The sequence below is a fragment of the Kineosporiaceae bacterium SCSIO 59966 genome, from assembly GCA_020881835.1.
Taxonomy (GTDB): domain Bacteria; phylum Actinomycetota; class Actinomycetes; order Actinomycetales; family SCSIO-59966; genus SCSIO-59966.
Genome location: CP052876.1, coordinates 1215015 through 1239190, shown reverse-complemented (window position 1 = coordinate 1239190; position 24176 = coordinate 1215015). Strand labels below are relative to the sequence as shown.

Annotated in this window: 23 protein-coding genes; 4 read left to right on the top strand and 19 right to left on the bottom strand. The window is 74.5% G+C overall.

Translation table 11 applies throughout. The features are described 5' to 3' along the window. Positions 1-128: 128 nt before the first annotated feature. The 4 genes from HJG43_05865 to HJG43_05850 all read right to left on the bottom strand — a co-directional run bounded on the left by HJG43_05865 (position 129) and on the right by HJG43_05850 (position 3688). Entirely contained in the window at positions 129-416 is a 288-nt protein-coding gene (locus HJG43_05865; protein UER54142.1) for a hypothetical protein, read from the bottom strand. 87 nt (positions 417-503) lie between these two features. Then, a complete protein-coding gene (locus HJG43_05860) occupies positions 504-1571 on the bottom strand; it encodes a DUF3048 domain-containing protein (GenBank protein ID UER54141.1) in 1068 nt (355 codons plus the stop codon). A 39-nt stretch (positions 1572-1610) separates the two neighbouring features. Then, positions 1611-2975 (bottom strand): histidine--tRNA ligase, encoded by a 1365-nt coding sequence (locus HJG43_05855; GenBank protein UER54140.1) that lies wholly within the window; start codon positions 2973-2975, stop codon positions 1611-1613. Continuing rightward, the gene (locus HJG43_05850) at positions 2975-3688 is read right to left on the bottom strand and encodes an MBL fold metallo-hydrolase (GenBank protein UER54139.1); all 714 of its coding nucleotides are present in this window, start codon (positions 3686-3688) and stop codon (positions 2975-2977) included. Before HJG43_05850 ends, HJG43_05855 begins: the two co-directional genes overlap by 1 nt. A 65-nt stretch (positions 3689-3753) precedes the next feature. On the opposite strand from HJG43_05850, the gene HJG43_05845 reads away from it, so the two are divergent. The 3 genes from HJG43_05845 (at position 3754) to HJG43_05835 (ending at position 6751) form a co-directional block, all read left to right on the top strand. Next, positions 3754-4602, top strand: a complete 849-nt coding sequence (locus tag HJG43_05845) for a peptidylprolyl isomerase (protein UER54138.1) — start codon at positions 3754-3756, stop codon at positions 4600-4602. Beyond that, the gene (locus tag HJG43_05840) at positions 4566-6056 is read left to right on the top strand and encodes a DUF349 domain-containing protein (protein UER55758.1); all 1491 of its coding nucleotides are present in this window, start codon (positions 4566-4568) and stop codon (positions 6054-6056) included. Before HJG43_05845 ends, HJG43_05840 begins: the two co-directional genes overlap by 37 nt. Before the next feature lie 71 nt (positions 6057-6127). Then, a complete protein-coding gene (locus HJG43_05835; protein ID UER54137.1) occupies positions 6128-6751 on the top strand; it encodes a hypothetical protein in 624 nt (207 codons plus the stop codon). Here the strand turns inward: HJG43_05835 and HJG43_05830 are convergent. The 11 genes from HJG43_05830 to HJG43_05780 form a co-directional block, all read right to left on the bottom strand. After that, positions 6705-8960 (bottom strand): bifunctional (p)ppGpp synthetase/guanosine-3',5'-bis(diphosphate) 3'-pyrophosphohydrolase, encoded by a 2256-nt coding sequence (locus HJG43_05830; protein UER55757.1) that lies wholly within the window; start codon positions 8958-8960, stop codon positions 6705-6707. The genes HJG43_05835 and HJG43_05830 overlap by 47 nt on opposite strands. A 289-nt stretch (positions 8961-9249) precedes the next feature. Further along, positions 9250-9777: an adenine phosphoribosyltransferase gene (locus HJG43_05825; GenBank protein UER54136.1), complete on the bottom strand. Its 528-nt coding sequence runs from the start codon at positions 9775-9777 to the stop codon at positions 9250-9252. Beyond that, positions 9774-11027, bottom strand: coding sequence for a protein translocase subunit SecF (gene secF / locus HJG43_05820; protein UER54135.1), 1254 nt, complete (start codon positions 11025-11027; stop codon positions 9774-9776). Before secF ends, HJG43_05825 begins: the two co-directional genes overlap by 4 nt. Positions 11028-11030: 3 nt before the next feature. After that, a complete protein-coding gene (gene secD / locus HJG43_05815) occupies positions 11031-12935 on the bottom strand; it encodes a protein translocase subunit SecD (protein UER55756.1) in 1905 nt (634 codons plus the stop codon). A gap of 70 nt (positions 12936-13005) precedes the next feature. After that, positions 13006-13320 carry a preprotein translocase subunit YajC gene (gene yajC, locus HJG43_05810; GenBank protein UER54134.1) on the bottom strand — a complete coding sequence of 105 codons (315 nt, stop codon included), beginning with the start codon at positions 13318-13320 and terminating at the stop codon, positions 13006-13008. A gap of 202 nt (positions 13321-13522) precedes the next feature. Next, positions 13523-14635, bottom strand: coding sequence for a Holliday junction branch migration DNA helicase RuvB (gene ruvB, locus HJG43_05805; GenBank protein UER55755.1), 1113 nt, complete (start codon positions 14633-14635; stop codon positions 13523-13525). A gap of 146 nt (positions 14636-14781) precedes the next feature. Continuing rightward, positions 14782-15393 (bottom strand): Holliday junction branch migration protein RuvA, encoded by a 612-nt coding sequence (gene ruvA, locus HJG43_05800; protein UER54133.1) that lies wholly within the window; start codon positions 15391-15393, stop codon positions 14782-14784. An 88-nt stretch (positions 15394-15481) separates the two neighbouring features. Continuing rightward, entirely contained in the window at positions 15482-16042 is a 561-nt protein-coding gene (gene ruvC, locus HJG43_05795; protein ID UER54132.1) for a crossover junction endodeoxyribonuclease RuvC, read from the bottom strand. 193 nt (positions 16043-16235) lie between these two features. Next, positions 16236-16991 carry a YebC/PmpR family DNA-binding transcriptional regulator gene (locus HJG43_05790; protein ID UER54131.1) on the bottom strand — a complete coding sequence of 252 codons (756 nt, stop codon included), beginning with the start codon at positions 16989-16991 and terminating at the stop codon, positions 16236-16238. Positions 16992-17052: 61 nt separating this feature from the next. After that, a complete protein-coding gene (gene pdxT / locus HJG43_05785) occupies positions 17053-17676 on the bottom strand; it encodes a pyridoxal 5'-phosphate synthase glutaminase subunit PdxT (protein UER54130.1) in 624 nt (207 codons plus the stop codon). Between the two features lie 27 nt (positions 17677-17703). Next, positions 17704-18726, bottom strand: a complete 1023-nt coding sequence (locus tag HJG43_05780; protein UER54129.1) for an isopenicillin N synthase family oxygenase — start codon at positions 18724-18726, stop codon at positions 17704-17706. Positions 18727-18975: 249 nt separating this feature from the next. Here HJG43_05780 and kynU point away from each other — a divergent pair, with 249 nt between their 5' ends. Further along, positions 18976-20202: a kynureninase gene (kynU, locus tag HJG43_05775; protein ID UER55754.1), complete on the top strand. Its 1227-nt coding sequence runs from the start codon at positions 18976-18978 to the stop codon at positions 20200-20202. A 248-nt stretch (positions 20203-20450) separates the two neighbouring features. Here kynU and pdxS read toward each other — a convergent pair whose 3' ends face one another. From pdxS to HJG43_05755, 4 genes are all read right to left on the bottom strand, one after another. Beyond that, complete coding sequence (gene pdxS, locus HJG43_05770) at positions 20451-21374, bottom strand: pyridoxal 5'-phosphate synthase lyase subunit PdxS (GenBank protein ID UER54128.1); 924 nt, start codon at positions 21372-21374, stop codon at positions 20451-20453. 69 nt (positions 21375-21443) lie between these two features. Continuing rightward, the gene (locus HJG43_05765) at positions 21444-22031 is read right to left on the bottom strand and encodes a hypothetical protein (protein UER54127.1); all 588 of its coding nucleotides are present in this window, start codon (positions 22029-22031) and stop codon (positions 21444-21446) included. Continuing rightward, a complete protein-coding gene (locus HJG43_05760; GenBank protein ID UER54126.1) occupies positions 22028-23194 on the bottom strand; it encodes a glycosyltransferase family 4 protein in 1167 nt (388 codons plus the stop codon). The genes HJG43_05765 and HJG43_05760 overlap by 4 nt, the downstream gene beginning before the upstream one ends. Next, positions 23191-24162, bottom strand: a complete 972-nt coding sequence (locus HJG43_05755; GenBank protein ID UER55753.1) for a phosphatidylinositol mannoside acyltransferase — start codon at positions 24160-24162, stop codon at positions 23191-23193. Before HJG43_05755 ends, HJG43_05760 begins: the two co-directional genes overlap by 4 nt. Positions 24163-24176: the final 14 nt, after the last annotated feature.

The following is a 24176-nucleotide window of genomic DNA, read 5'->3' as shown; positions in this document are numbered from 1 at the left end:
CGGATCGCTCGCCGCTGGGCCCCGGCGGGTGTCCCGCGTCCTGCGGCGGGGGCCGTCGTCGTCAGGAAGAGTGAGCTGCCTGGTCAACCCGACTGCTTACCGGAGACGCTCCTACACCCCTGTCCAGGTCAGCCCGGTTCCCCGCTGCGCTTGCGCCGGATCACGACGACGAGGTCCACCGCGGCGACCAGTGCCCCGAGCGCCAGCAGGACCACGAGCACGGTCGACACCTCGGCCTGCGCCGCCAGCACCGCGAGCACGATGCACAGCACGAGGCCGAACCCCGCCAGCCACAGCCGCAGGGTGAGCGCGCTGCGGGCCGGCGGGGCGCCGCCGATCCCGGACGTCGGGTCGTGGTAGTCGGGCCGCCCCCGCCGCGGGTCGCTCTGGTCGCTGGTGCCGTCCTGACCGGTCATGCCTCAGGCGTACCCACGGCCGGGCGCCGTCATGCCACCGGGCGACCCCGCGACCGGCGTCCGCGACCCGTCCGGCCGGGCACGCCGCTACGACACGTCGACGGCGGCGCCGGGCCGCGGCATCTCCACCCACGTCCGGCCCGGGGCGAGCCGCACCGGGCCGCCGTCGTCGGTGACGAGCTCGAACGGCTCCCCCGGCGCCCCCTTGCGCCACGTGCCGGTGACCGCGGACCCGCCGGACAGGACGAGCAGCTCCCCGGAGGCGTCGACGACCTGCAGCACGTCGACCGGCTGCCCGGAGCCCGCGGCGAGCTTCTCCCGCCGGGACTCCACGAACAGCACGACGACGTTCTGCGCGCCGAGCCGGTCGCCGGCCGCGGTGACGTGCGGGCCCCACGGCTCGGACCGCTCGTACCGGCCGTCCGCGTCGTCCCACGTCCAGGAGACCGTCCACTGCGCGCCGTAGGGGACGGTGAGCCGGCGGGCCGGCTGCCCGTCGGTGACCGCGGTGGCACCGGCGACGTCCTCGGCGTGCTCGAGGTACGGGGCCGGCGGGCGCGTGGACTCGGCGAGCTCGAGCAGCCGGGCCGGGTCGACCAGCACGTGGTCGGGGGCGGGCCGGTCGCCGTCCACCGGGTAGGCGCCGGTGGCGTGCACGGTCAGGCTGCCGAGGTTCTCCAGGTCCCCGGTGTCCTCGACGTAGCGCAGCACCCACTCGGCGCCCATCGTGTTGGCGAACACCGGCCGCAGCGGTGACAGCAGCGCGGCGTCCATCGGCCGCACCGAGCGCACCGGGCCGACCCGCTGCGGCAGCTCGGAGTGGAACACCGCCGCCAGCCGCGTGTACGACGCGCCGATCGGCTCGACGAGGACGAGGTCGGCGCGGTCGACCCCGACCTGCGGGTGCGCCTGGCGGACGTCGGACACCTTCACCGCGACCGCGGGCCGCTCCAGGACCGACGGGTCGGCGACCTCGACACCGGTCAACGGCGCCCGCACGCCACTGCCGCCCGGCTCGGCGGCCTGCGTCGGCGCGGCGGTGCTCGGCGTCGCGGTGGCCTGCGGCTGGGGCCCGGGCGAGGAGCAGGCGGCCACGGCGGCCACGGCGACGACGGACGCCGCGAGCACGGTCAGCAGCCGGGGACGGGTGCGCACCGGGTCAGCGAAGCACAGCGCGGCGCAACCGTCCGGCGATCAGCCCGGCGTGTCCGCCGCCGCCCGGACGACGGGGCGAAGGTCCTGCTCCGGCGGCGTCCAGGTCGCCGGGTCCGCCGGCACCTGCTCCCCGGAGCGGATGTCCTTGACCTCGTGGCCGCCGTCGTCCTGGGGGAACCAGACGAACGGGATGCCCCGCCGGTCGGCGTAGCGGATCTGCTTGCCGAACTTCGCGGCGGACGGCGACACCTCGGTCGGCACGCCGCGGGCCCGCAGCGCCGCGGCGACGGCGTCCGAGTCCGCCCGGCGGGCCTCGTCGACGACGGCGACGACGACCGCGGTCGGCACCGACCGGGACGCGGTGAGCGCCCCGCGGGCCAGCAGCGGCGCGAGGGTGCGGGTGACCCCGAAGGAGATGCCGACGCCGGGGTAGGTCGTCGACCCGTCCGAGGCCAGCGCGTCGTACCGGCCGCCCGAGCAGATCGAGCCCAGGTGCTCGTAGCCGAGCAGGCGGGTCTCGTAGACGGTGCCGGTGTAGTAGTCCAGGCCCCGGGCCACGGACAGGTCCGCGACGACGTCCACCCGCTCCGAGCGCAGGTCGGCGCACCCGGCCAGGACGGCGACGAGCTCGGCCAGGCCCTCCTCCAGCAGCGGGTGCTGCACACCCAGGGCCCGGACCCGCTGCGCGAACCCGGCCGCGTCGTCCGCGCCGGCACTCAGCTGCGGCAGCCGCAGGCACCCGGCGACCTGGGCGTCGTCGAGCCCGACGTCCTCGCGCAGCTGACGGGCCACCTCGTCGGCGCCCACCTTGTCCAGCTTGTCGACGACGCGCATGACGGCGGCGACGTCGTCCACACCCAGGCCCCGGTAGAAGCCCTCGATCAGCTTGCGGTTGTTGAGCTGCAGCCGGACGCCGGGCAGCGGCAGCCGGGACAGCGCGTCCACCATGACCCGGGCCATCTCCACGTCGTGGTGGGGGGCGAGCGTGTCGCGGTCGACGACGTCGATGTCGGCCTGGAGGAACTCGCGGTAACGCCCCTCCTGCGGCCGCTCCCCGCGCCACACCTTCTGGATCTGGTAGCGGCGGAACGGGAACTGCAGCCGGCCGGCGTTCTCCAGCACGTACCGGGCGAACGGCACGGTGAGGTCGAAGTGCAGGGCGAGCTGGTCACCGCCGGCGTCCTCGCCGGTGTCGTCGGCGTGCAGCCGGCGGACGACGTACACCTCCTTGTCGATCTCGCCCTTGCGCAGCAGCACGGACAGCGGCTCCACGGCGCGGGTCTCGATGCCGGCGAACCCGTACAGCTCGAAGGTGGCGCGCAGCGAGTCGAGCACCTGCTGCTCGACGACCCGGTCGGCGGGCAGGAGCTCGGGGAACCCGGACAGCGGCGTCGGGCGGGCCATCAGCGCGCCACCTCCAGCAGGAAGGGGTTGCTGGCCCGCTCCCGGCCGATCGTCGTCGCGGGCCCGTGCCCGGGCAGCACCAGCCGGTCGTCGGGCATCGGCAGGACGACGTCCCGCAGGGAGCGCAGCATCGCAGCGTGGTCCCCGCCGGGCAGGTCGGTGCGGCCGATGCTGCCGGCGAACAGGACGTCCCCGCTGAGCGTCGTCGCGGTCGGCGGCGCCGCGGCGTCCTCGACGCGCAGGCCGTCCGGCACGTCGTCCACGGTGAACATCACCGATCCCTCGGTGTGCCCGGGGGCGTGCTGCACGGTGAGGTCGATGCCGGCCAGGGCGAGCCGCTCGCCGTCGACGAGGGTGCGCACGTCGTCCGGCTCGGCCCAGGCCGCGGCGCTGCCGAACTGCTGCTCGAGCATGCCGACGAGGGAGGGGTCCAGGGTGCTGATCGGGTCGGCGAGCCGGTAGGCGTCCTCCCCGTGGATCAGCGCCGGGACGTCGTGGGCCCCGCACACCGGGGTGACCGAGTAGACGTGGTCGAGGTGGCCGTGGGTGAGCAGGACGGCGGCCGGGCGCAGCCGGTGCTCGCGCAGCACCTCGGCGAGCCGGTCCAGGACGCCGACGCCGGGGTCGACGACGAGGCACTCCTGACCGGCGCCGGGAGCCAGCACGTAGCAGTTGGTCCCGAAGGCGGCGGCGGGGAATCCGGTGACGAGCACCGGGCGAGCCTATCGACGGGCCCTGCTGAATAGACTGCGCGTCCCGAGCAGGGGAAGGAGCCCGAGTGTCGCCGAGCCAGCGCGAGCGCGAGTACGAGCGCCGCCGCTACGAGAAGTGGCGGGACCGCCAGGCCGCCCGGCAGGCCGCCGCCCGGCGGCGCCGCCGGGCCCTGCTCGTGGTGGCCGCCACCGTCGCGGTGCTGGCCGTCGTCGGCGGGGTGACGTGGCTCGCGCTCGGTGGCGACGACGAGCCGGAGGCGACCGCGACCCCCACCGACGCCGCGACCGCGCAGACCTCCCCCACCGACGCCGCCACCGGGACCGCCGACGCGGCGAGCCCGTGCCCCGCGCCGACCGTGACGCCCCCGGCCGAGCCCGTGCAGCTCGACACGGCACCGGACCCGTCGGTGGCCGAGGGCCGCACCTGGACGGCGACCATCGCGACGTCCTGCGGCGACGTCACCGTCGACCTGCTCGGTGAGCAGGCCCCGCAGGCGGTGGCCTCGTTCGTCACCCTGGCCCAGGAGGACTTCTTCGTCGGCACCCCCTGCCACCGGCTCACCACCGAGGGCATCCACGTGCTGCAGTGCGGCGACCCGACCGGGACCGGCACCGGGGGCCCCGGCTACACCTTCGGCCCGGTGGAGAACGCCCCCGCCGACGACGTCTACCCGGCCGGCACCCTGGCGATGGCCCGGGTCGGCGGGGACGCCGGCAGCCAGGGCTCGCAGTTCTTCCTCGTCTACGAGGACTCGACCATCCCGTCGGACTCCGCCGGCGGGTACACCGTCTTCGGCCGGGTCACCGACGGCCTGGACGTCGTCCGGCAGGTCGCCGAGGGCGGCGTCGAGGGCGGCGCCACGGACGGCTCCCCCGCCTGGCCGGTCAGCCTGGAGCAGGTGACGGTGCAGTGACCACGACCCCGCACAACCCCGTCCCCGAGGAGAACCCGGTGGTGGACAACGAGTCCGAGCACCGACCTGGCGCGCCGCGTCCGACGCCGCGTCCGACGCCGCGTCCCGTGCCCCGACCGGTCCCCCGCCCCGCCGAGCGGGCCCAGCAGCCGGCGGCCGAGGCCCCCGGACCGGCGGTCGTCGTCCCGGCCCGGCCGGCGAGCGACCCCGCCCGGTGGGGCCGGGTGGCCGAGGACGGCACGGTCTACGTCCGCACCGGGGACGGCGAGCGGCCGGTCGGCAGCTACCCCGGCGCCAGCCCGCAGGAGGCGCTGGCGTACTTCGGCCGCAAGTACGACGACCTGGTCGCCCAGGCCGACCTGCTCGAGCAGCGGCTCACGACCACCGACGTCGCCCCCAAGGACGCGAACCGGGCGCTGCGCACGCTGCGCGAGGCACTCGCCGACGCGAAGGCGGTGGGGGACCTCGACGCCCTGGCGGCGCGGGTCGAGGCGCTCGACGCCCTGGCCGCCGAGCAGCGCAAGGCCGCCGACCGCCGCCGGTCCGCCGAGCGGGAGGCCGCCCGCACCGCCCGCCTCGCCCTCGTCGAGGAGGCCGAGCGGCTCGCCGCCGAGGACCCCGAGCGGATCCAGTGGAAGCAGACCGGCGACCGGCTCCGGGAGCTGTTCGACGCGTGGAAGGAGGCGCAGCGCTCCGGGCCCCGGCTGGACAAGCCGGTCGAGGACGAGCTGTGGAAGCGGTTCAGCCACGCCCGCACGACGTTCGACCGCAAGCGCCGCACGCACTTCTCCACCCTGGAGAAGCAGCACGACGAGGTGCGGGCGGTCAAGGAGAAGATCGTCGCCGAGGCCGAGGAGCTCGCCGACTCCACCGACTGGGGCCCGACGTCGGGGGCGTTCCGGTCGCTGATGGACCGGTGGAAGGCGGCGGGCCGGGCGGCGCGCAAGGACGACGACGCGCTGTGGGCCCGGTTCCGCGCCGCCCAGGACCGGTTCTTCTCCGCCCGCAACGCCGCCCAGGCCGAGCAGGACCAGGAGTACACGGCGAACCTCGCGGTCAAGGAGCAGCTGCTCGCCGAGGCGGAGGCGCTGCTGCCGGTGACCGACGTCCGGGCCGCCCGTGCCCGGCTGCGGGACATCGCCGAGCGCTGGGAGCGGGCCGGCAAGGTGCCCCGGGGGGACGTGCAGCGGGTGGAACGGCGGATGCGGGCGGTCGAGCAGGCGGTCGCGGACGCTGAGCAGGAGCGGTGGCGGCGGTCCAACCCGGAGGCCCGGGCCCGGGCGACCGGGGCGCTGGAGCAGCTGGAGCAGTCCATCGCCGCCCTCGAGACCGACCTGGAGTCCGCGCGTGCCTCCGGTGACGACCGGCGGGTGCGGGACGCCGAGGAGGCCCTCGCCGCGCGGCGGTCGTGGCTGGAGCAGGTCCGGCGGGCGGCGGAGGACTTCTCCGGCTGACCGGGCCACAGCTCGCGCGCCGTCCACAACCGGACCGGCGGCCCGGGGCGGAGGCGGCGCATCCTGCCGGGGTGGAGGCCACCGAGGAGCACCCGTTGGACTGGCTGCGGCCGCGCCGCCCGCCGGGCGCCGTCCTGCGCGCCGACGTCGACCTGCCGGCCGCCGAGCTGGCCGCCCTGGCCCGGGCCGGGCAGGTGGTGCGGGTCACCGACCGGGTGCACCTGACCGTGCAGGCCGCGGCGTGGCGGTCCGGTCGGGCGGCGGCCCTGGCAGCCGTACTCGGCCCCGAGCACGTGGCCCGCGGGGTGGTCGGGCTGCGCGCCGCCGCCTGGGCGCACGGCGCTGACGTCGACCCCGCACCGGTCGACCTGCTCGTGCCCCGCGCCGTGGCGCCGTGGCGGCTGCCTCCCGGCGTCCGGGAGATGACCAGCGACGTGCCGGCCGCCCAGATCGAGACCGTCGCCGGCGTCCGGCTCACCTCACCGGCGCGGACGGCGGCGGACGTCGCCCGGCGTCTGCCCCCGGACGTCGCCGGGCCGCTGGTCGCGGCCCTGCTGGCGCGCGGGGCGCAGGTCGAGGACGTGCTGGCACTCGTCGACCAGGAGCACTGGCCGTGGGCGGTGCGGGCCCGGGAGCTGGTGCGGCGGTTCAGCCGGACGCGTGCTCCCGGCTCGGCGTCGTCCGGCGGCCGGTGAGGCGGTAGGCGTCGAACACGCCGTCGACGCGACGGACCGCGTTCATGACGTGCCCGAGGTGCTTGGGGTCGGCCATCTCGAAGGCGAACTTCGAGATCGCCACCCGGTCCCGGGACGTCGTCACGCTCGCGGACAGGATGTTGACGTGGTTGTCGGACAGCACCCGGGTGATGTCCGACAGCAGCCGGGAGCGGTCCAGCGCCTCGACCTGGATCTGGACGAGGAACACGCTCGCCGAGCCCGGCGACCAGTCCACCTCCACGACCCGGTCCGGCTGGGCGAGCAGGCCGGCGACGTTGCCGCAGTCCTTGCGGTGCACCGACACGCCGTGCCCGCGGGTGACGAAGCCCATGATCGGGTCGCCGGGCACCGGTGTGCAGCAGCGGGCCAGCTTGACCCACACGTCGTCGGCGCCCTTGACGACCACGCCCGGGTCGCCGGTGCGGGGGCGGCGCGGGCCCTTCGTCGGCAGCGTCGCCTCGGCGAGGTCCTCCTCCGCGCCGTCCGCGCCGCCGAGGGCGGCGACGAGCCGCTCCACCACGTGCCCGGCCGACACGTGGCCCTCGCCGACGGCCGCGTACAGCGCCGACACGTCCTGGTAGCGCATCTCGGTGGCCAGTGCGACGAGCGACTCGTGCGACATCAGCCGCTGCAGCGGCAGGTGCTGCTTGCGCATCGCCTTGGCGATGGCGTCCTTGCCGTGCTCGATCGCCTCCTCGCGGCGCTCCTTGGAGAACCACTGCCGGATCTTGTTGCGGGCCCGCGGGCTCTTGACGAACGTCAGCCAGTCCCGGCTCGGGCCGGCGCCCTCGACCTTGGACGTCAGCACCTCGACGACGTCGCCGTTGTCGAGCTGGGACTCCAGCGGCACCAGCCGGCCGTTGACCCGGGCACCCATCGTCCGGTGCCCTACCTCGGTGTGCACGGCGTAGGCGAAGTCGACCGGGGTGGAGCCGTGGGGCAGCGCGACGACGGCGCCCTTGGGGGTGAAGACGTACACCTCCCGGGCGTTCATCTCGAAGCGCAGCGAGTCGAGGAACTCCCCGGGGTCCTCGGTCTCGCGCTGCCAGTCCAGCAGCTGGCGCAGCCACGCCATGTCGTTGACCGAGCCGGTGCTGCCGGTCTCTGCCGGCTTACCGCCGGCGACGGCGCGGTCCTTGTACTTCCAGTGCGCGGCCACGCCGTACTCGGCGCGGCGGTGCATGTCGTGGGTGCGGATCTGGATCTCGACCGGTTTGCCGCCAGGCCCGATGACCGTCGTGTGCAACGACTGGTACATGTTGAACTTGGGCATCGCGATGTAGTCCTTGAACCGCCCCGGCACCGGGTTCCACCGGGCGTGCAGGGCGCCGAGCACCGCGTAACAGTCCCGGACCGTGTCGACGAGCACCCGGACGCCGACGAGGTCGTAGATGTCGGCGAAGTCGCGGCCGCGCACGATCATCTTCTGGTACACGGAGTAGTAGTGCTTCGGCCGCCCGGTGACCACCGCCTTGATCCGCGACTCCCGCAGGTCGGCGGCGATCTGCTCACGGACGCCGTTGAGGTACTCCTCGCGGGCGGGCGCGCGCTCGGCGACGAGGCGGACGATCTCGTCGTGCACGCCCGGGTAGAGCGTCGCGAACGACAGGTCCTCCAGCTCCCACTTGATGGTGTTCATGCCCAGCCGGTGCGCGAGCGGGGCGTAGATCTCCAGGGTCTCGCGGGCCTTGCGCTGCGCCGACTCCGGCGAGACGTACCGCCACGTGCGGGCGTTGTGCAGCCGGTCCGCGAGCTTGATCACCAGCACCCGGATGTCCCGGGCCATCGCGACGACCATCTTGCGGACGGTCTCGGCCTGAGCGGCGTCGCCGTAAGCGAGCTTGTCGAGCTTGGTCACCCCGTCGACGAGCATCGCGATCTCCTCGCCGAAGTCGGCGCGGAGCTTGTCCAGGGTGTAGTCGGTGTCCTCGACCGTGTCGTGCAGGAGGGCCGCCGCCAGGGTCGCCGGGGTCATCCCGAGCTCAGCGAGGATGGTCGCGACGGCGACCGGGTGGGTGATGTAGGGGTCCCCGCTCTTGCGGCGCTGCCCGCGGTGAGCCTGCTCGGCCACGGCGTAGGCGCGCTCGAGGACGGACACGTCCGCCTTCGGGTGGTTGGCCCGCACCGAGCGCAGCAACGGCTCGAGCACCGGGGAGACGGTCGTGGAGTGCCGCCCGAGTCGGGCCAGCCGCCGCTTGAGGCCGACCCCGCCGGTCTCGACGGGGCGGGCCGACTCGGACGGCGTCGCGGGGGTGGCCGGGGTCCGGGTGCCGGGCGACGTGGTGCCAGGTGCAGTGGTGCCAGGTGCAGTGGTGTCGGCTGTCGAGACGACCGGGGCGACGGCGTCGACGGGCTCCGACGGGCGCAGCAGGGCCTCGGGCGGGCTGACGGCCGCCGGGTTGCGCGTGACCACCTCGTCGGGCACCTGACCTCCTGGTCCCGCCGCAGCGGGACGTCGTGAGACCAGCAGTCTACGGCTACACCGTCAGGACGCTCACGACGTCCCGGCCGGCGAGCTTCTCCCGCCCCCGCAGCGCCTCGATCTCCATCAGGCAACGGGCGCCGACGACGTGCGCCCCCGCCCGCTCGAGCAGGCCCCAGGCCGCCACCGCGGTGCCGCCGGTGGCCAGCACGTCGTCGACGAGGACGACCCGCTGCCCGTTGGGGAAGGCGTCGGCGTGCACCTCGATCTCCGCCGACCCGTACTCCAGGTCGTAGACCTCCGCGACGACGTCCGAGGGCAGCTTGCCAGCCTTGCGCACGGGGACGAACCCGACGCCGAGGTGCAGCGCGAGCGGCGCGGCCAGGACGAAGCCGCGCGCCTCGATCCCGGCGACCGCCTGGGTGCCGGCGGGCACGAGGTCGGCGAGCGCCTCGATGCTCGCCCGGAACGTCCCCGGGTCGGCCAGCAACGGGGTGATGTCCTTGAACAGGACACCGGGCTTCGGGTAGTCGGGGACATCGCGGATCCGGGCCAGCAGCGCCTGCTCCCGGGCGGTGCTCACCGCCGGCCTCGGCGGTTGCGACGGGGCTGGGCCCGCTGGCCGCCGCCCGGCTGCCGAGGGCCGCCAGTGCCGGGACGCCCGGCCGCCGGTGCGCCGTCCGCGTCCTGGACGGGGACGGTGGTGGCGGCTTCGCCGTCGGCGCCCTCCCGGTCCGGCCGGTCGAGGACGGCGGTGGCGGTGCCACCGGGGGCGGTGGCGCTGCCGGCAGTGGCCGTGCTGCCGGCGGTGGCCGTGCTGCCGGCGGTGGCGGCCGCGCCCGTGCCCTGACGCGCCTCCGAGGAGCGACGGGCCCGGACCCGCAGGGCCTGCTCGCGGACCTCGGGGTCGCGGCTGCGCAGGTGCACCCACAGCGGGGTGGCGAGGAAGATCGAGGAGTACGTCCCGACGATGAGCCCGATGAACAGGGCGAGCGAGATGTCCTTGAGCGTGCCGGCCCCCAGCAGGAAGGCGCCGATGAACAGGATCGAGCCGACGGGGAGCAGCGCGACGACGGAGGTGTTGATGGAGCGCACCAGGGTCTGGTTGACGGCGAGGTTCGCCGCCTCGGCCAGGGTCCGGCGGCTGCCGGTCAGCACGTGCCGGGTGTTCTCCCGCACCTTGTCGAACACGACGACCGTGTCGTACAGGGAGTAGCCGAGGATGGTGAGGAACCCGATCACGGTCGCGGGGGTGACCTCGAAGCCGATGAGGGCGTACACACCGACGGTGACCACGACGTCGTGCAGCAGGGCGACGAGCGCGGCGACGGCCATCTCCCAGTTGCGGAAGAACAGCGCCAGACCGACTCCGACGAGGACGAGGAAGATGACGAGTGCCCGCAACGACTTGCTCGTCACGTCCTGCCCCCAGGTCGCGCCGACGAACGACGACGTCACCGCGGCCGGGTCGACGTCGTAGGCGTCGGCCAGCGCCGTACGCAGCTCGTCGGTCTGCTCGTCGTCCAGCCGCTCGGTCTGCACCCGCACGGTATCGTCGCCGATCACCGACACCCGCGGCACCTGGCCGGTGCCGAGGACGTCCTCGACGGCGTCCACCGCCGGGGCCTCGGCGGTCTGCTCGACGCCGCTGACCCGGTACTCCGACCCGCCCCGGAACTCGATGCCGGGGTTGAGTCCCCTGACCAGCAGGAGCAGCACAGACACCACGAAGATGGTGATCCCGATGCCGTACCAGAGGTTGCGTCGTCCGACGATGTTGTAGGACCGGCGGCCCGTGTACAGCTCGTTGCCCCACTGGGCGAAGCTCGGCATGGCTCAGGACTCCTTCGCCCGGCTGCTGCCGGCGTTCTCGGACTCAGACTGCTCCTGCGAGGCCGGCTGCTCCTGCGCGGCGCGCTCCTGCTCGGCGGCCTTGCGCTCGGCCGCCTTGCGCTCGGCGAGCGTCATCCGCGGCTGGTCGGGGGCGGCGGGTCCCCGCCGTGCCCGGCCGGGCTGGCGGACCCGGCCACGGCCGGCGTAGGCGACGGTGCGCCCGAGGTGCTCGGCGTCGAAGCCCGAGAGCCGGTGCCCACCGCCGAAGAACTTCGTGCGGGCCAGCAGCACGAGCACCGGGTGGGTGAACATGACGACGACGAGCAGGTCGATGAGGGTCGTCAGGCCCAGGGTGAAGGCGAACCCGCGGACGCCGCCGACGGCGAGCAGGTAGAGCACGACGGCGGCGAGGAAGTTCACCGAGTCCGAGGCGAGGATCGTGCGCCGAGCGCGCTTCCAGCCGTTCTCCACCGCGACGACGAGACTGCGGCCCTCCCGGACCTCGTCGCGGACCCGTTCGAAGTAGACGATGAACGAGTCGACCGTGATGCCGATGGCGACGATGAGCCCGGCGACGCCGGGCAGGCTGAGCCGGTACCCCTGGTACCAGGACAGCAGGGCGATGGCCAGGTAGGTGATGAGCCCGGCGAGCACGAGGCTGGCGACGGTGACGAGGCCGAGGGCCCGGTACTGCAGTACGGAGTAGACCACGACGAGCCCGAGGCCGATGACGCCGGCGAGCAGACCTCGCTGGAGCTGCTCGGAGCCGAGCAGGGCGGAGATCTGGTCCTCGGTCTCGACCTGGAACGAGATCGGCAGCGCACCGAACTTCAGCTGGTTGGCGAGCGTCTGCGCGCTCTCCTGGTCGAACGAGCCGCTGATCTCCGCCTGCCCGGTGGGGATCGGCTCGTTGACCCGCGGGGCGGACACGACGAGGCCGTCCAGGACGATGGCGAACTGGTTCTGCGGCGGGGGCAGGGTGACGAGCCGCTCGGTGGTCTCCCGGAACGCCTCGGCGCCCTCGCCGTCGAACTCCAGCTGAACGACCCACGTGTTCGTCTGCACGCCCTGGGCGGTGACGGCCAGACCGGCCTCGGCCGAGGCGATGTTCGTGCCCTCGACCTCGACCGGGCCGAGGATGTACTTGGCCAACCCGTCCTGGGAGCACGTGACGAGCGGCTGGGTGGGGTCGTCGGCGGCGCCGCCGGTGAGGTTGCTCTCGTCGGTGCAGTCGAGCTCGGCGAACTGCTGCTGGATCTCCGGGGTGATCCAGGCCAGGTCGCTCGGGCTGGTGGGCTCGGGTGCGGGAGCCTCCTCGCCGGGAGCGCCCTCGGTGGCGGTCCCGTCCGTCGGCTCGCCGGTCGGTGCCGGGGTCGCGGGCGCGGTGGGGGTGCCAGCGGCGCCCAGGTGCCGGGGGACGGCCCGCTGGTCGGTCGTCGCGGTCGGCGCCGGGGCGATCGTGGCGTCCGGCTCGGACGTCGCCCCCTGCGTCGGCGTCCCGGTGGGCTCGCCGGTCGGCGTCGCCGTGGGCTCGCCGGTGGGCGTCGCCGTGGGCTCCGGCTGCGGGGGCAGCGCGGCCGCCTCGACGAGCACGGGGCGGAACCGCATCTGCGCGGACTGCCGGACCAGCTCCCGGGCCTGCGCCTGCTCCTCCGGGGAGCCGGGCAGCTCGACGACGATGTTGCGGCCACCCTGGCTGGACACCTCCGCCTCGGACACACCGGAGGCGTTGACCCGCTGGCGGATGATCGCGATGGCGTCGTCGATGGTCTGGTCGGTGATCTCGCCCTGTCCGGGCTCGACGACCGGGGTGAGGACGATCTGGGTGCCGCCGGCGAGGTCGAGCGCGAGCTTGGGCGCCAGACTCGCGTCCGACCAGCGGATGCCCGCCAGCAAGGTGCCCGCCATCACCAGGACGAGCAGCCCCAGTGCGCCGAGGGTCCGCCCGGGGCGGGAACCGGGAGCGCGGTTGGCCACCTCAGCGCCCCGGGCTCGTGCCGGCGTCCGGCGAGCTGCCGGCGTCCGGGGAGTCTCCCGGCGAGGGCGGCGTGAGGATGCGGGCGATGGCCTGGCGCGCCCACTGGGTGGTGACGCCGGGGGCGACCTCGACGCTGACCCGGTCACCGTCGACCCCCCGCACGGTGCCGAACACGCCGGAGGTCGTCATGACCTCCTGGCCGACGGTCAGCCGCCGCTGCATCTCGGCCATCTCGCGCTGCTGGCGACGCGTCCGCATCGTGATCAGCAGCAGCGGCAGCAGCAGGAGCAGCGGGATGAGCAGCTCGATACCCATGGAGGTCAGTCACGTCCCTTCGGGGCGCGGGCGCGCCCCGTTCGTGTGCGTCGTCGGGTCGCCGTCCCAGTCATCGGACGGTCCCGCGGCACCCGGCGGCGCGGGTCCGCGACGGTCGGCGGCCCCGGGGAGTCTAGGCGAGGCCGGCGAGCGCGGACAACGACGCCCCTGCTCGGCGCGTCGACCGGGCCGCGGCGCCGGCTCAGTCGCTCTCCTGCCCGGCGGGGTCGATGTCGAGGTCGAGGTCGAGCTGGGCCGCGGCCGACCCCCGCGGCGGTCGCAGGCCCAGGTGCCGCCAGGCCGCCGGGGTGGCGATCCGCCCTCGCGGCGTCCGGCCGATGAGCCCTTCGCGGACGAGGTACGGCTCGGCGACCGTCTCCACCGTCTCCGGCTCCTCTCCCACGGTCACCGCGAGCGTCGACAGCCCGACCGGTCCGCCACCGAACCGGGTGCACAGCGCCTGCAGCACCCCCCGGTCGAGCCGGTCGAGCCCGAGTTCGTCCACCTCGTAGACCGCCAGCGCCGCGCGGGCCGCACCGACGTCGACCCGGCCGTCGCCGCGCACCTGGGCCCAGTCCCGCACCCGGCGCAGCAGCCGGTTGGCGACCCGTGGCGTCCCCCGCGAGCGGCGGGCGATCTCGACGGCGCCGGCCTCGGTCAGCGGGACGTCGAGCAGCTCGGCCGAGCGCTTGAGCACCTGGCGCAGCTCGTCCGGCTCGTAGAAGTCGAGGTGGCCGGTGAATCCGAACCGGTCTCGCAGCGGCGCGGGCAGCAGGCCGGAGCGGGTGGTGGCCCCGACGAGGGTGAACGGCGGCAGGTCGAGCGGGATCGCGGTGGCGCCGGGCCCCTTGCCGACGATGACGTCGACCCGGAAGTCCTCCATCGCGACGTAGAGCATCTCCTCGGCCGGGCGGGCCATCCGGTGGATCTCGTCGAGGAACAGCACCTCGTTCTCCTCCAGCGAGGAGAGCACCGCGGCCAGGTCGCCGGCGTGCTGGATGGCCGGGCCGCTCGTCATCCGCAGCGACGCGCCGAGCTCGCTCGCGATGATCATCGCGAGGGTGGTCTTGCCGAGTCCGGGCGGACCGGACAGCAGGACGTGGTCCGGTGCCCGGCGGCGCCGGGTGGCCGCCTCCAGGACGAGGGAGAGCTGCTCACGGACCACCCGCTGCCCGACGAAGTCCGCCAGCCGCTTGGGCCGCAGGGCGGCCTCGGCTGCCCGCTCGGCGTCGTCCGCGCCCGGGGTGACGACCCGGTCGGACGCCGGCAGCCGGGTGCCGAGGTCGTGGTCACCGTCGTCCACACCGTCGTCCACGGCGCCGTCGGCGGTGCCGACGCCGGCGTCCTCGGGCAGGTCGACCTCGACCGAGCCGTCGGAGAACCTTGCGCCCTCGGAGAACCTTGCGCCCTCGGAGAACCCTGCGCCCTCGGAGAACCCTGCGCCGCCGGTAGCGCCCGCCATCAGCTCCGCCCCAGGTGCCGCAGCGCGGCCCGCAGCAGGGCCGGGGTGTCCGAGCCTGCCGCGCCGTCCGGACCGCTCACCGCCGCGACGGCGTCCTGGGCCTGCTTGAGGTTCCAGCCGAGTCCGACCAGCGCGTCGACGACCTGCCCGTGCCCGGCGTCCGGGCTCGCTCCGGCGTCATCGACCGGTGCCGGCGAGGCGCCCTGGGACGGCGGACCCAGCCGGTCACCGAGCTCGAGCACGATCCGCTGGGCGCCCTTGCGGCCGATGCCGGGGACCCGTTGCAGGGCCGCGAGGTCCTCCTCCGCCACCGCCCGGCGCAGCCCCTGCGGGGTGTGCACGGCGAGCATCGCCAGCGCCAGGCGCGGACCGATGCCGGACACGGTCTGCACGGTCTCGAACACGTCCCGGTCGTCGGCGTCGGTGAACCCGAACAGGGTCAGCGACTCCTCCCGGACGACGAGCGAGGTGTGCAGCACCGCCTCTGCCCCGGTGCGCAGCTCGGCCAGCGTCGCCGGGGTGGCCTGGACGAGCAGGCCGACGCCGCCGACCTCGAGCACCGCCGAGTCGAGCCGGACCTGCAGCACCCGGCCCCGCACCGACGCGATCATCGATCCTCCCCTGCCGAACACCTGTACGACGTCGTCCACCGTAGCCAGCGGCGACGGCCGGCGTCACGCCCGACGCGCCGGGGACGCCTCACCGCCGCCGGGAGGCGGCCATGGCCTGCGCCCACGCCGACTGCGCCGCCGTCGGCGCGCCGCTGTGGCCGGCAACGGCGGTCGGCGCCGAGCCGCGCCACAGGTGGCAGACGGCGAGCGCGAGGGCGTCGGAGGCGTCCGCCGGACGAGGCGTGGCCGGCAGGTCGAGGATCCGGGTCACCATCGCGGCGACCTGCTCCTTGCCGGCCCGGCCGTCCCCGGTGACGGCTGCCTTGACCTCGCTCGGAGTGTGCAGGGCCACCGGCACCCCTCGGCGGGCGGCCGCGAGCAGGGCGACCCCGGAGACCTGCGCGGTGCCCATCACCGTGCGGACGTTCTGCTGGCTGAACACCCGCTCGACGGCCAGGACGTCGGGGGCGTGCCGGTCCAGCCAGGCCTCGATCACCTCGGCGACGGCGAGCAGCCGCAGCTCGAGACCGGCGTCGGCGGGAGTGCGCACGACGTCGACGGCGACCAGCTGGGCCCGCCGTCCGGCACGGCCGTCGACGACGCCCAGACCGCACCGGGTCAGGCCGGGGTCGACTCCCAGGACGCGCACCGGCCCACTCTCGCACCCGCCACCGACGACGACCCGCAGGCGCGCGGACCCACCCCCCCTCAACCCCCGCCGTGATCATGCAGTCCCGCCACCCCGCACGACCCCTTCGTGATCATGCAGTCCCGCCACCCCGCACGATCCGCCGGACCCCCAACCCCTTCGTAATCATGCAATCCCGCCACCCCGGACCAGGTCAGTCCGCGTCGACCTCGGCCATCACGTCGTCCGAGACGTCGAAGTTGGCGTAGACGTTCTGGACGTCGTCGCTGTCCTCGAGGGCGTCGATGAGCCGGAAGATCTTCCGTGCGCCCTCGGCGTCCAGCTCGACCTGGGTGGCAGGGACGAACTGCACCTCCGCGGAGTCGTAGTCGATCCCGGCGTCCTGCAGCGCAGTGCGCACGGCGACGACGTCGGTCGCCTCACTGACCACCTCGTAGGCGTCACCGAGGTCGTTGACCTCCTCGGCCCCGGCGTCCAGGACGGCGGCCAGCACGTCGTCCTCGCTCAGGCCGTCCTTGGGCACGAGGACGACGCCCTTGCGGGTGAACAGGTACGACACGCTGCCCGGGTCGGCCATCGTGCCGCCGTTGCGGGTGAAGGCGACCCGCACGTCGGACGCCGCCCGGTTGCGGTTGTCGGTGAGGCACTCGACGAGCACGGCGACACCGTTCGGGCCGTACCCCTCGTACATGATCGTCTGGTAGTCCGCTCCGCCGGTCTCCGCCCCCGACCCGCGCTTGACGGCTCGGTCGATGTTGTCGTTGGGGACCGAGGACTTCTTCGCCTTCTGGATGGCGTCGTAGAGCGTGGGGTTGCCCGCGGGATCACCGCCGCCGGTGCGGGCAGCCACCTCAATGTTCTTGATCAGCTTGGCGAACATCTTGCCGCGCTTGGCGTCGACGACCGCCTTCTTGTGCTTCGTGGTGGCCCACTTGGAGTGGCCGGACATGGGTCTCCCTCGGTCTCGTGCAGCGGGGGTCGATGCTATCCCCGGTGGTCGCGGCCGGTGCTCACTCGAGTCGCTCGCGGACCATGTCGACGAACAGCGCGTGCACCCGCAGGTCGCCGGTCACCTCGGGATGGAAGGACGTGGCGAGCAGCCCACCCTGCCGGACGGCGACCACCCGCCCGGCGGCCGGTCCGGTGCGGACGCTCGCCAGCACCTCGACGTCCGGACCGGCCTCCTCGACCCACGGGGCGCGGATGAACACGGCCCGGACCGGGCCGCCTGCCACGCCGACGACGTCGAGATCCTCCTCGAAGGACTCGACCTGGCGGCCGAAGGCGTTGCGCCGCACGAGCACGTCGAGGCCGCCGAAGGTCTGCTGGCCGTCGATGGCGTCGACGAGCCGGTCGGCGAGCAGGATCATCCCGGCGCACGAGCCGTAGACCGGCATGCCGTCGGCGATCCGGCGGCGCAGCGGCTCGGCGAGGTCGAAGGCACGGGCGAGCTTGTCGATCGTCGTGGACTCCCCGCCGGGCAGTACGAGCGCGTCGACGGCGTCGAGCTCGCCGGGCCGGCGCACCGGGACGGCGTCCGCGCCCAGTTCGGTCAGCGTCCGCACGTGCTCACGGACGTCGCCCTGCAGGGCCAGGACGCCGACGGTCGGGCGGGTTCGGCGGGAAGAGGTCACGTCGGAACAGCCTAGGCGGCGCGACGCTCAGGCCCCCGTCGGCTTCGGCCGCAGGTGCGGGTGGTGGGCCTCGACCACGTTGGGGTGGGCGCGCACGCGGCTCTTCAGCGCGTTGTAGCCGTAGACCCCGTAGATCTCCTGGTCGTCGGGGTCTGTCGTGACCCCTGGCGCCTGCGCCGCCAGCTGTGCGGGAAGTACGAGCTTGGGGAAGACGGCGTCCAGCGCTGGGTTGTGGAAGTACGGCACCGAGATCCGGTCGGTGCCCGGCTCCGGGGCGAGCACCCGGTGCTTGGTGGCCCTGAGGTAGCCGTCGGTGGCCCACTCGAGCATCTCACCGATGTTGACCACCAGGGCGCCGTCGACCGGCGGCACGTCGAGCGGAGCGCCGTCGTGCTCCACCTGCAGGCCGGCCTTGCCCGGCTCCACGAGCAGGAGGGTGAGCACCCCGAAGTCGTTGTGCCACCCCACGCCCTGGTCGGTGCCTCCGTGCTCGCGACCTGGGTAGCGCACCACCTTGCACAGCCACCCGGGCGCCTCGCCGAAGGCGGGGTCGAAGACGTCGCGGTCCTGGCCGAGGGACTCGGCCCACTCGCGCATGAGCTGGTCGGCGACGCGCCCCATGGCGTCGGTCCAGCTGGTGAGGACCTCGCGAAGCTGAGGCAGTCGTGCCGGCCACAGGTTCGGACCCTCGAGCACGTGGTAGGCGGGGTCCTCCGGCCCGGTCGGGAGCGGGTCCCGCTCGGGTCCGACGTCGATCTGCTCGCGCCAGTCGACCTTGCCCTGAGTGCGCTCGCCGCCGACGCGCGTGTAGCCGCGGAAGTGTGGGCTGTGGGTGTTCTCGATGGCGAGCTTCTCCTCCTCGGGGAGGGCGAAGAACTCCCGGGCGACGGTGATGACCCGGCGGATGAGGGCGGGTTCGGCGCCGTGGCCGACGAGGTAGAAGAAGCCGTAGTCGTGCGTGGCCTCGCGCAGTGCGTCACGGAAGGCCGGGGCGGTCGCGGGACTGTTCGCCAGCGAGAGGTCGAGAACAGGCAAAGAGGCAGCAGTCATGGTGTCTGTGATCCTCATGGGGTCGGCGCTGTGCGGGCTCACGACCCGCCGGGTGTCGGAGCGGGCTCAGCCGCGACACAGACTGCTGTTGGTGCGCAGGAGGTCCACGTGGACACGGCGCACCAGCACCGAGGACATGGCGGGGAGTCTAGAGGACCGTTTCCAGGTCGACGACCGTTCCCTGCTCGACGACCACTGACCCCTTGAAGAGGCTCGTCTAGGGTGCGGCCGGTGAGCACACCCCAGCACCTGGCCCGCCGCGCCGCCGAGCTGGACGCCGCCGGTCCGCTCGCCGGCGTCCGGGACCGCTTCGAGCTGCCCGACGGTGTCGTCTACCTCGACGGCAACTCCCTGGGCGCCCTGCCCCGCGCCGTCCCCGCGGCCGTCGAGGACGTCGTCCGCCGACAGTGGGGCCACGACCTCATCGCCTCCTGGAACACCGCGGACTGGTGGGGGGCCCCGACCCGGGTCGGGGACGCCGTCGGACGCCTCGTCGGCGCCGCCCCCGGTCAGGTCGTCGTCACCGACTCCACCTCGGTCAACCTCTTCAAGTGCTACGTCGCCGCAGCTCGGATGCGCCCCGGGCGACGGGTCGTCGTCACCGACCCGGGCTCCTTTCCCACCGACCTGTACGTGCTGCAGGGCGCAGCCCGGCTCGCCGACCTGGACGTCGTGCTCGCCTCCCCGCCGGACGTGCCGGCGGTGCTCGCCGACCGCGGGGAGCAGGTGGCACTCGTCGCGCTCTCCCACGTGGACTACCGGACCGGTCAGCTGTGGGACGTGCCGGCGCTGACGCGGGCCGCGCACGACGTCGGGGCCCTGGCGATGTGGGACCTGTGCCACTCCGCCGGCGCGCTGGAGGTGCACCTGGACGCCGACGGTGTCGACCTCGCCGTCGGTTGCGGCTACAAGTACCTCAACGGCGGTCCGGGCGCCCCGGCGTTCCTCTACGTCGCCACCCGCCACCAGGACGCCTTCGACCAGCCGCTGTCGGGCTGGAACGGGCACGCCCGGCCCTTCGCGATGGTCAGCGACTACGAGCCGGCCGAGGGTGTGGCGCGCGGGCGGGTGGGCACTCCCCCGCTGCTGTCACTGCTGGCACTGGAGGCGGCGCTCACCGCCTTCGACGGGCTGGCGACGGCGGACGTGCGGCAGCAGTCGGTGTCGCTGACGTCGTTCTTCCTCGAGTGCCTGGACGCGCTCGTCCCGGACGTCGAGGTGCTGACCCCCCGGGACGCCGGGCGCCGCGGCTCACAGGTGTCCCTGCGCCACCCGGACGCCTACGCGGTGGTCCAGGCGCTCATCGCCCGCGGGGTCGTCGGAGACTTCCGCGAGCCGGACGTCGTCCGGCTGGGGTTCGCGCCGCTGTACGTCACGCACGGCGACTGCCTGGCCGCGGCCACTGCTTTGCGGGACGTGCTGGCGGCCGGTGAGCACACCGACCCGCGGTTCGCCCACCGCGCCACCGTCACCTGACGCCCCTCGCCCCTCGCCCCCCCTCGCCCCTCGCCCCCCACCCCTCGCAGAATGCTGGGTTGTTGGCGCAACACGCCGCGTGTCGTGCCGACAACCCAGCATTCTGGAGAGCCCCGAATGCTGTGGCGAAGCGGGCGCTAGGGGCGTGCAGGGTGGCGGGATTGCATGATCACGGGGAGGGGGTCTACCACGGGGGGGTTACCACGGGCAGGGGGTTACCACGGGGAGCGGGTTACGCAGAGAAGGGGTCACCAGCCACGCTGGGCGAGGCGGTGCGGCTCCGGGACGGCGTCCACGTTGATCCCGACCATCGCCTCGCCGAGGCCGCGGGACACCTTGGCGACGACGTCCGGGTCGTCGTAGAACGTGGTGGCCTTGACGATCGCGGCGGCCCGCTCGGCGGGGTTGCCGGACTTGAAGATGCCGGAGCCGACGAAGACGCCCTCGGCGCCGAGCTGCATCATCATCGCCGCGTCGGCGGGGGTGGCGATGCCGCCGGCGGTGAACAGGACGACGGGCAGCCGGCCGGCCTCGGCGACCTCCTTGACCAGCTCGTAGGGCGCCTGCAGCTCCTTGGCCGCCACGAACAGCTCGTCGTGGCTCATCGACCGCAGCCGGTTGATCTCGGCGCGGATCGTGCGCATGTGCCCCGTGGCGTTGGAGACGTCACCGGTGCCGGCCTCGCCCTTGGAGCGGATCATCGCCGCACCCTCGGTGATCCGGCGCAGGGCCTCACCGAGGCTCGTCGCACCGCACACGAACGGGACGGTGAACTGCCACTTGTCGATGTGGTGCTCGTAGTCGGCCGGGGTGAGAACCTCGGACTCGTCCACGTAGTCGACGCCGAGGCTCTGCAGCACCTGCGCCTCGACGAAGTGACCGATCCGGACCTTGGCCATGACCGGGATCGACACCGCCTCGATGATCCCGTCGATGAGGTCCGGGTCGCTCATCCGGGCGACACCGCCCTGGGCCCGGATGTCCGCCGGCACCCGCTCGAGCGCCATCACGGCGACCGCACCGGCGTCCTCGGCGATCTTTGCCTGCTCGGGGGTGACGACGTCCATGATGACGCCACCCTTGAGCATCTCCGCCATCCCGCGCTTGACGCGGGCGGTGCCGACGGCGGCGCCGGACTCGGTGCTGGCGGGCTGCTGCTGCTCGGTGGACACTCTCGACCTCTTCGGACGCGCGGGAACGGGTTCGTCGTCCATGGTAGGCCCGTCGGACGCCGCGTCCCGTCAGACGCCGCTCAGGTCCGGCGGCTCGTCGTCGATCTCGACCGTCTGCGGCATCGGCGCCCGCCCCGCGAGCCGGGCCCAGCGGACTACCCGCTTGCTGCGCACCCGCTGGGCCTGCCACACGGCGTCGTTGTGGAACCGCCGGGCCAGCACGACCCGCAGGCACGCGGCGTCCAGGGCGTCGAGCAGGTCGGCGCCGACCGGGTCCGCGCGCACCGCCCGGACGACGGCCGGGTCGCCGAGGGTGGCCCGCAGCACCCGGGACAGGTCGGACTCGGCGGCCTCGCGCCGGGCCAGGTCCCGGTCCAGCGGCGCGTGCGGGTCCAGGCCCTCCTCCTCGGCGGCCTCGAGCACCTCCCCGGCGGCCGCGGCGAGCAGCACCGAGCTGGCCGGGTCGAGCACCCCGGACGACGCGAGGTCGGCGGCGGCCGCGGCCCGGCGCAGCAGCTGGTTGCCGAGGGCGCCGCGGGCTCCCTGCACCCGGTGGTGCAGCCGGTCCAGCCGGCCGGCCGACCAGGTGAGGTACCAGGCGAGACCGACGAGGACGACGACGACCGCCAGCACGACGGCGACCCAGCTGGGGGTCACGTCGACCGCCAGCGGGCCAGCAGTGCCCGGATCCCCGGGTCCTCACGCACCCCCACGTCACCGGCCATCGCCATCTCGTAGACGGTGAGCACCTCGGAGGTGACCCGCGACCAGTCGTACCGCCGGACGGCGACCTGGGCGGCGGCCTCGAGCGCCTGTCGGCGGCCGGGGTCGCCCAGGACGTCGGTGACCGCGTCGGCGAGCGCGGCGGCGTCCCCGACCGGGAAGTGCACACCGAACCGGCCGTCGTCAAGGACCCGGCGAAAGGCGCCGAGGTCGCTGGCCACGACGCAGGTGCCGGCGCTCATTGCCTCGACCAGGACGATCCCGAAGCTCTCCCCGCCGGTGTGCGGGGCGACGTAGGCGTCGACCGACCGCAGCAGAGCCGCCTTGTCGGGCTCGCTGACCGCGCCGAGGAAGGTCACGGCGTCCGCGTGCGGCCCGCAGCGGCGCCGTGCCGCGTCGACGTCGCCGCGCCCGGCGACGAGCACCCGGACCCCGGGCACCCGCTCGCGCAGGCGCGGCAGCGCGGCCGCCAGCACCTCGAACCCCTTGCGCGGCTCGTCGAGCCGGCCGAGGAAGGCCAGCGTCGGCGCCTGCGGCGTGCCCTGCCACTCCGGGCGAGGCACGGCGGTGGCGAACCGGTCGACGAACACGCCGTTGGGGATGACGACGGCGTCCCCGCCGACGTGCTGGACGAGCGTGCGCCGGGCGTCCTCGCTGACCGCGATGCGGGCGGACACCTTCTCCAGGCTGGGCCGCACGAGCGGGTAGGCGGCCTGGTAGGCGCGGGACCGGACGATGGCCATGTGCCAGGTGGCGACGATCGGTCCGGTCGCCGCCCACAGAGCGAGCAGGGACAGGCTCGGGCCGATCGGCTCGTGCAGGTGCAGGACGTCGAAGCGGCCCTCGCCGAGCCAGCGGCGCACCCTGGCGGCGGTGACCGGACCGAACGCGACCCGGGCCACGGAGCCGTTGTAGGGCACCGGGACGGCGCCGCCGGCGCTGGTGACGTACGCCGGGACGGGGGTGTCGTCGTCCGCGGGGGCGAGGACGGACACCTCGTGGCCCCGGGCGATGAGCGCCTCGGCGAGGTCCCGGACGTGGAACTGCACCCCGCCCGGCTGGTCCAGGGAGTAGGGGCAGACGATGCCGACCCTCACGGGGCTCCCCCCGCGGCGTGCGGGCCGGGGCGGCCGGCGGCGAGCCGGGCCGGGTCGAGGTCGGCGGTGAACACCCGCTGCATCATGTGCCAGTCCTCGGGGTGGGCCCGCACGCCCGCGGCCAGGGCGTCGACGCAGTCCTGGGTCATCGCCCGGACGCGCTGCGCCCGGTCGCCGTCGGCGGGCACCGCCACCTGGGGGTGGAACCGGACGACCTGCCGCCACCGCGCGCCGGCCGCCGCGGCCGGGCTGCCCGGCGGGGCCGGCTCGTAGTGCAGGGTCGCCGGGAACAGTGGGACGCCGGCAGCGAGCGCGAGCGCGGCCGGTCCGGGCGCCACCCGGGCCGGCTCGCCGAACATGTCGACCTCGACCCCGCTGCTCGTCAGGTCCCGGTCCATGAGCAGCGGGACGAACGCCCCGTGCCGTACCCGGCGCAGCAGCTCGGGGAACACCGGCGGGCCGCCGGTGAGCGGCAGGATCGTCATCCCCAGCGACTCGCGGAACCGCAGGAACGCGGTGAAGACCTCCTCCGGCTCGAGCCGCTCGGCGACGGTGGTGACGGGGGCGAGCGCGAGGGTGGACCAGGCGCCGGCGTGGTCCCAGTTGCCCTGGTGCCCCAGGCCGATGACGACCCCGCCACGGGCCAGCGCCGCACGCACCGGGCCGTCGTCCTCGGTCCGGACCGTGGCGAGCAGCCGCTCGCGCGACCACGTCGGCAGCCGGAACGCCTCGCACCAGTACCGCAGGTAGGAGCGCATCCCGGCGCGGCTCAGCGCCCGCAGGCCCGCGTCGTCCAGGTCGGGCCGGACCCGGCGCAGGTTCGCCTCCAGCCGGCGCACCCCGGCCCCACGCCGCCACCAGGCGACGTCGGCGACGACGTCGAACAGCCGCAGCGCCAGGCCCTCCGGCAGCACCCGGACGACGGCCCACCCGCCGCGGTAGACGAGTACGGCGACGCGCCGGCGCAGGACCGCGACCGGTC

Excerpts from the sequence above, each read along its gene's own strand:
- HJG43_05865 (UER54142.1), bottom strand. The coding sequence starts at position 416 with ATGACCGGTCAGGACGGCACCAGCGACCAGAGCGACCCGCGGCGGGGG.
- HJG43_05855 (UER54140.1), bottom strand. The coding sequence starts at position 2,975 with ATGGCCCGCCCGACGCCGCTGTCCGGGTTCCCCGAGCTCCTGCCCGCC.
- secF (UER54135.1), bottom strand. The coding sequence starts at position 11,027 with ATGCCGAGCTTCGCCCAGTGGGGCAACGAGCTGTACACGGGCCGCCGG.
- secD (UER55756.1), bottom strand. The coding sequence starts at position 12,935 with ATGGCGGGCACCTTGCTGGCGGGCATCCGCTGGTCGGACGCGAGTCTG.
- yajC (UER54134.1), bottom strand. The coding sequence starts at position 13,320 with ATGGGTATCGAGCTGCTCATCCCGCTGCTCCTGCTGCTGCCGCTGCTG.
- ruvA (UER54133.1), bottom strand. The coding sequence starts at position 15,393 with ATGATCGCGTCGGTGCGGGGCCGGGTGCTGCAGGTCCGGCTCGACTCG.
- HJG43_05790 (UER54131.1), bottom strand. The coding sequence starts at position 16,991 with ATGTCCGGCCACTCCAAGTGGGCCACCACGAAGCACAAGAAGGCGGTC.
- HJG43_05780 (UER54129.1), bottom strand. The coding sequence starts at position 18,726 with ATGACTGCTGCCTCTTTGCCTGTTCTCGACCTCTCGCTGGCGAACAGT.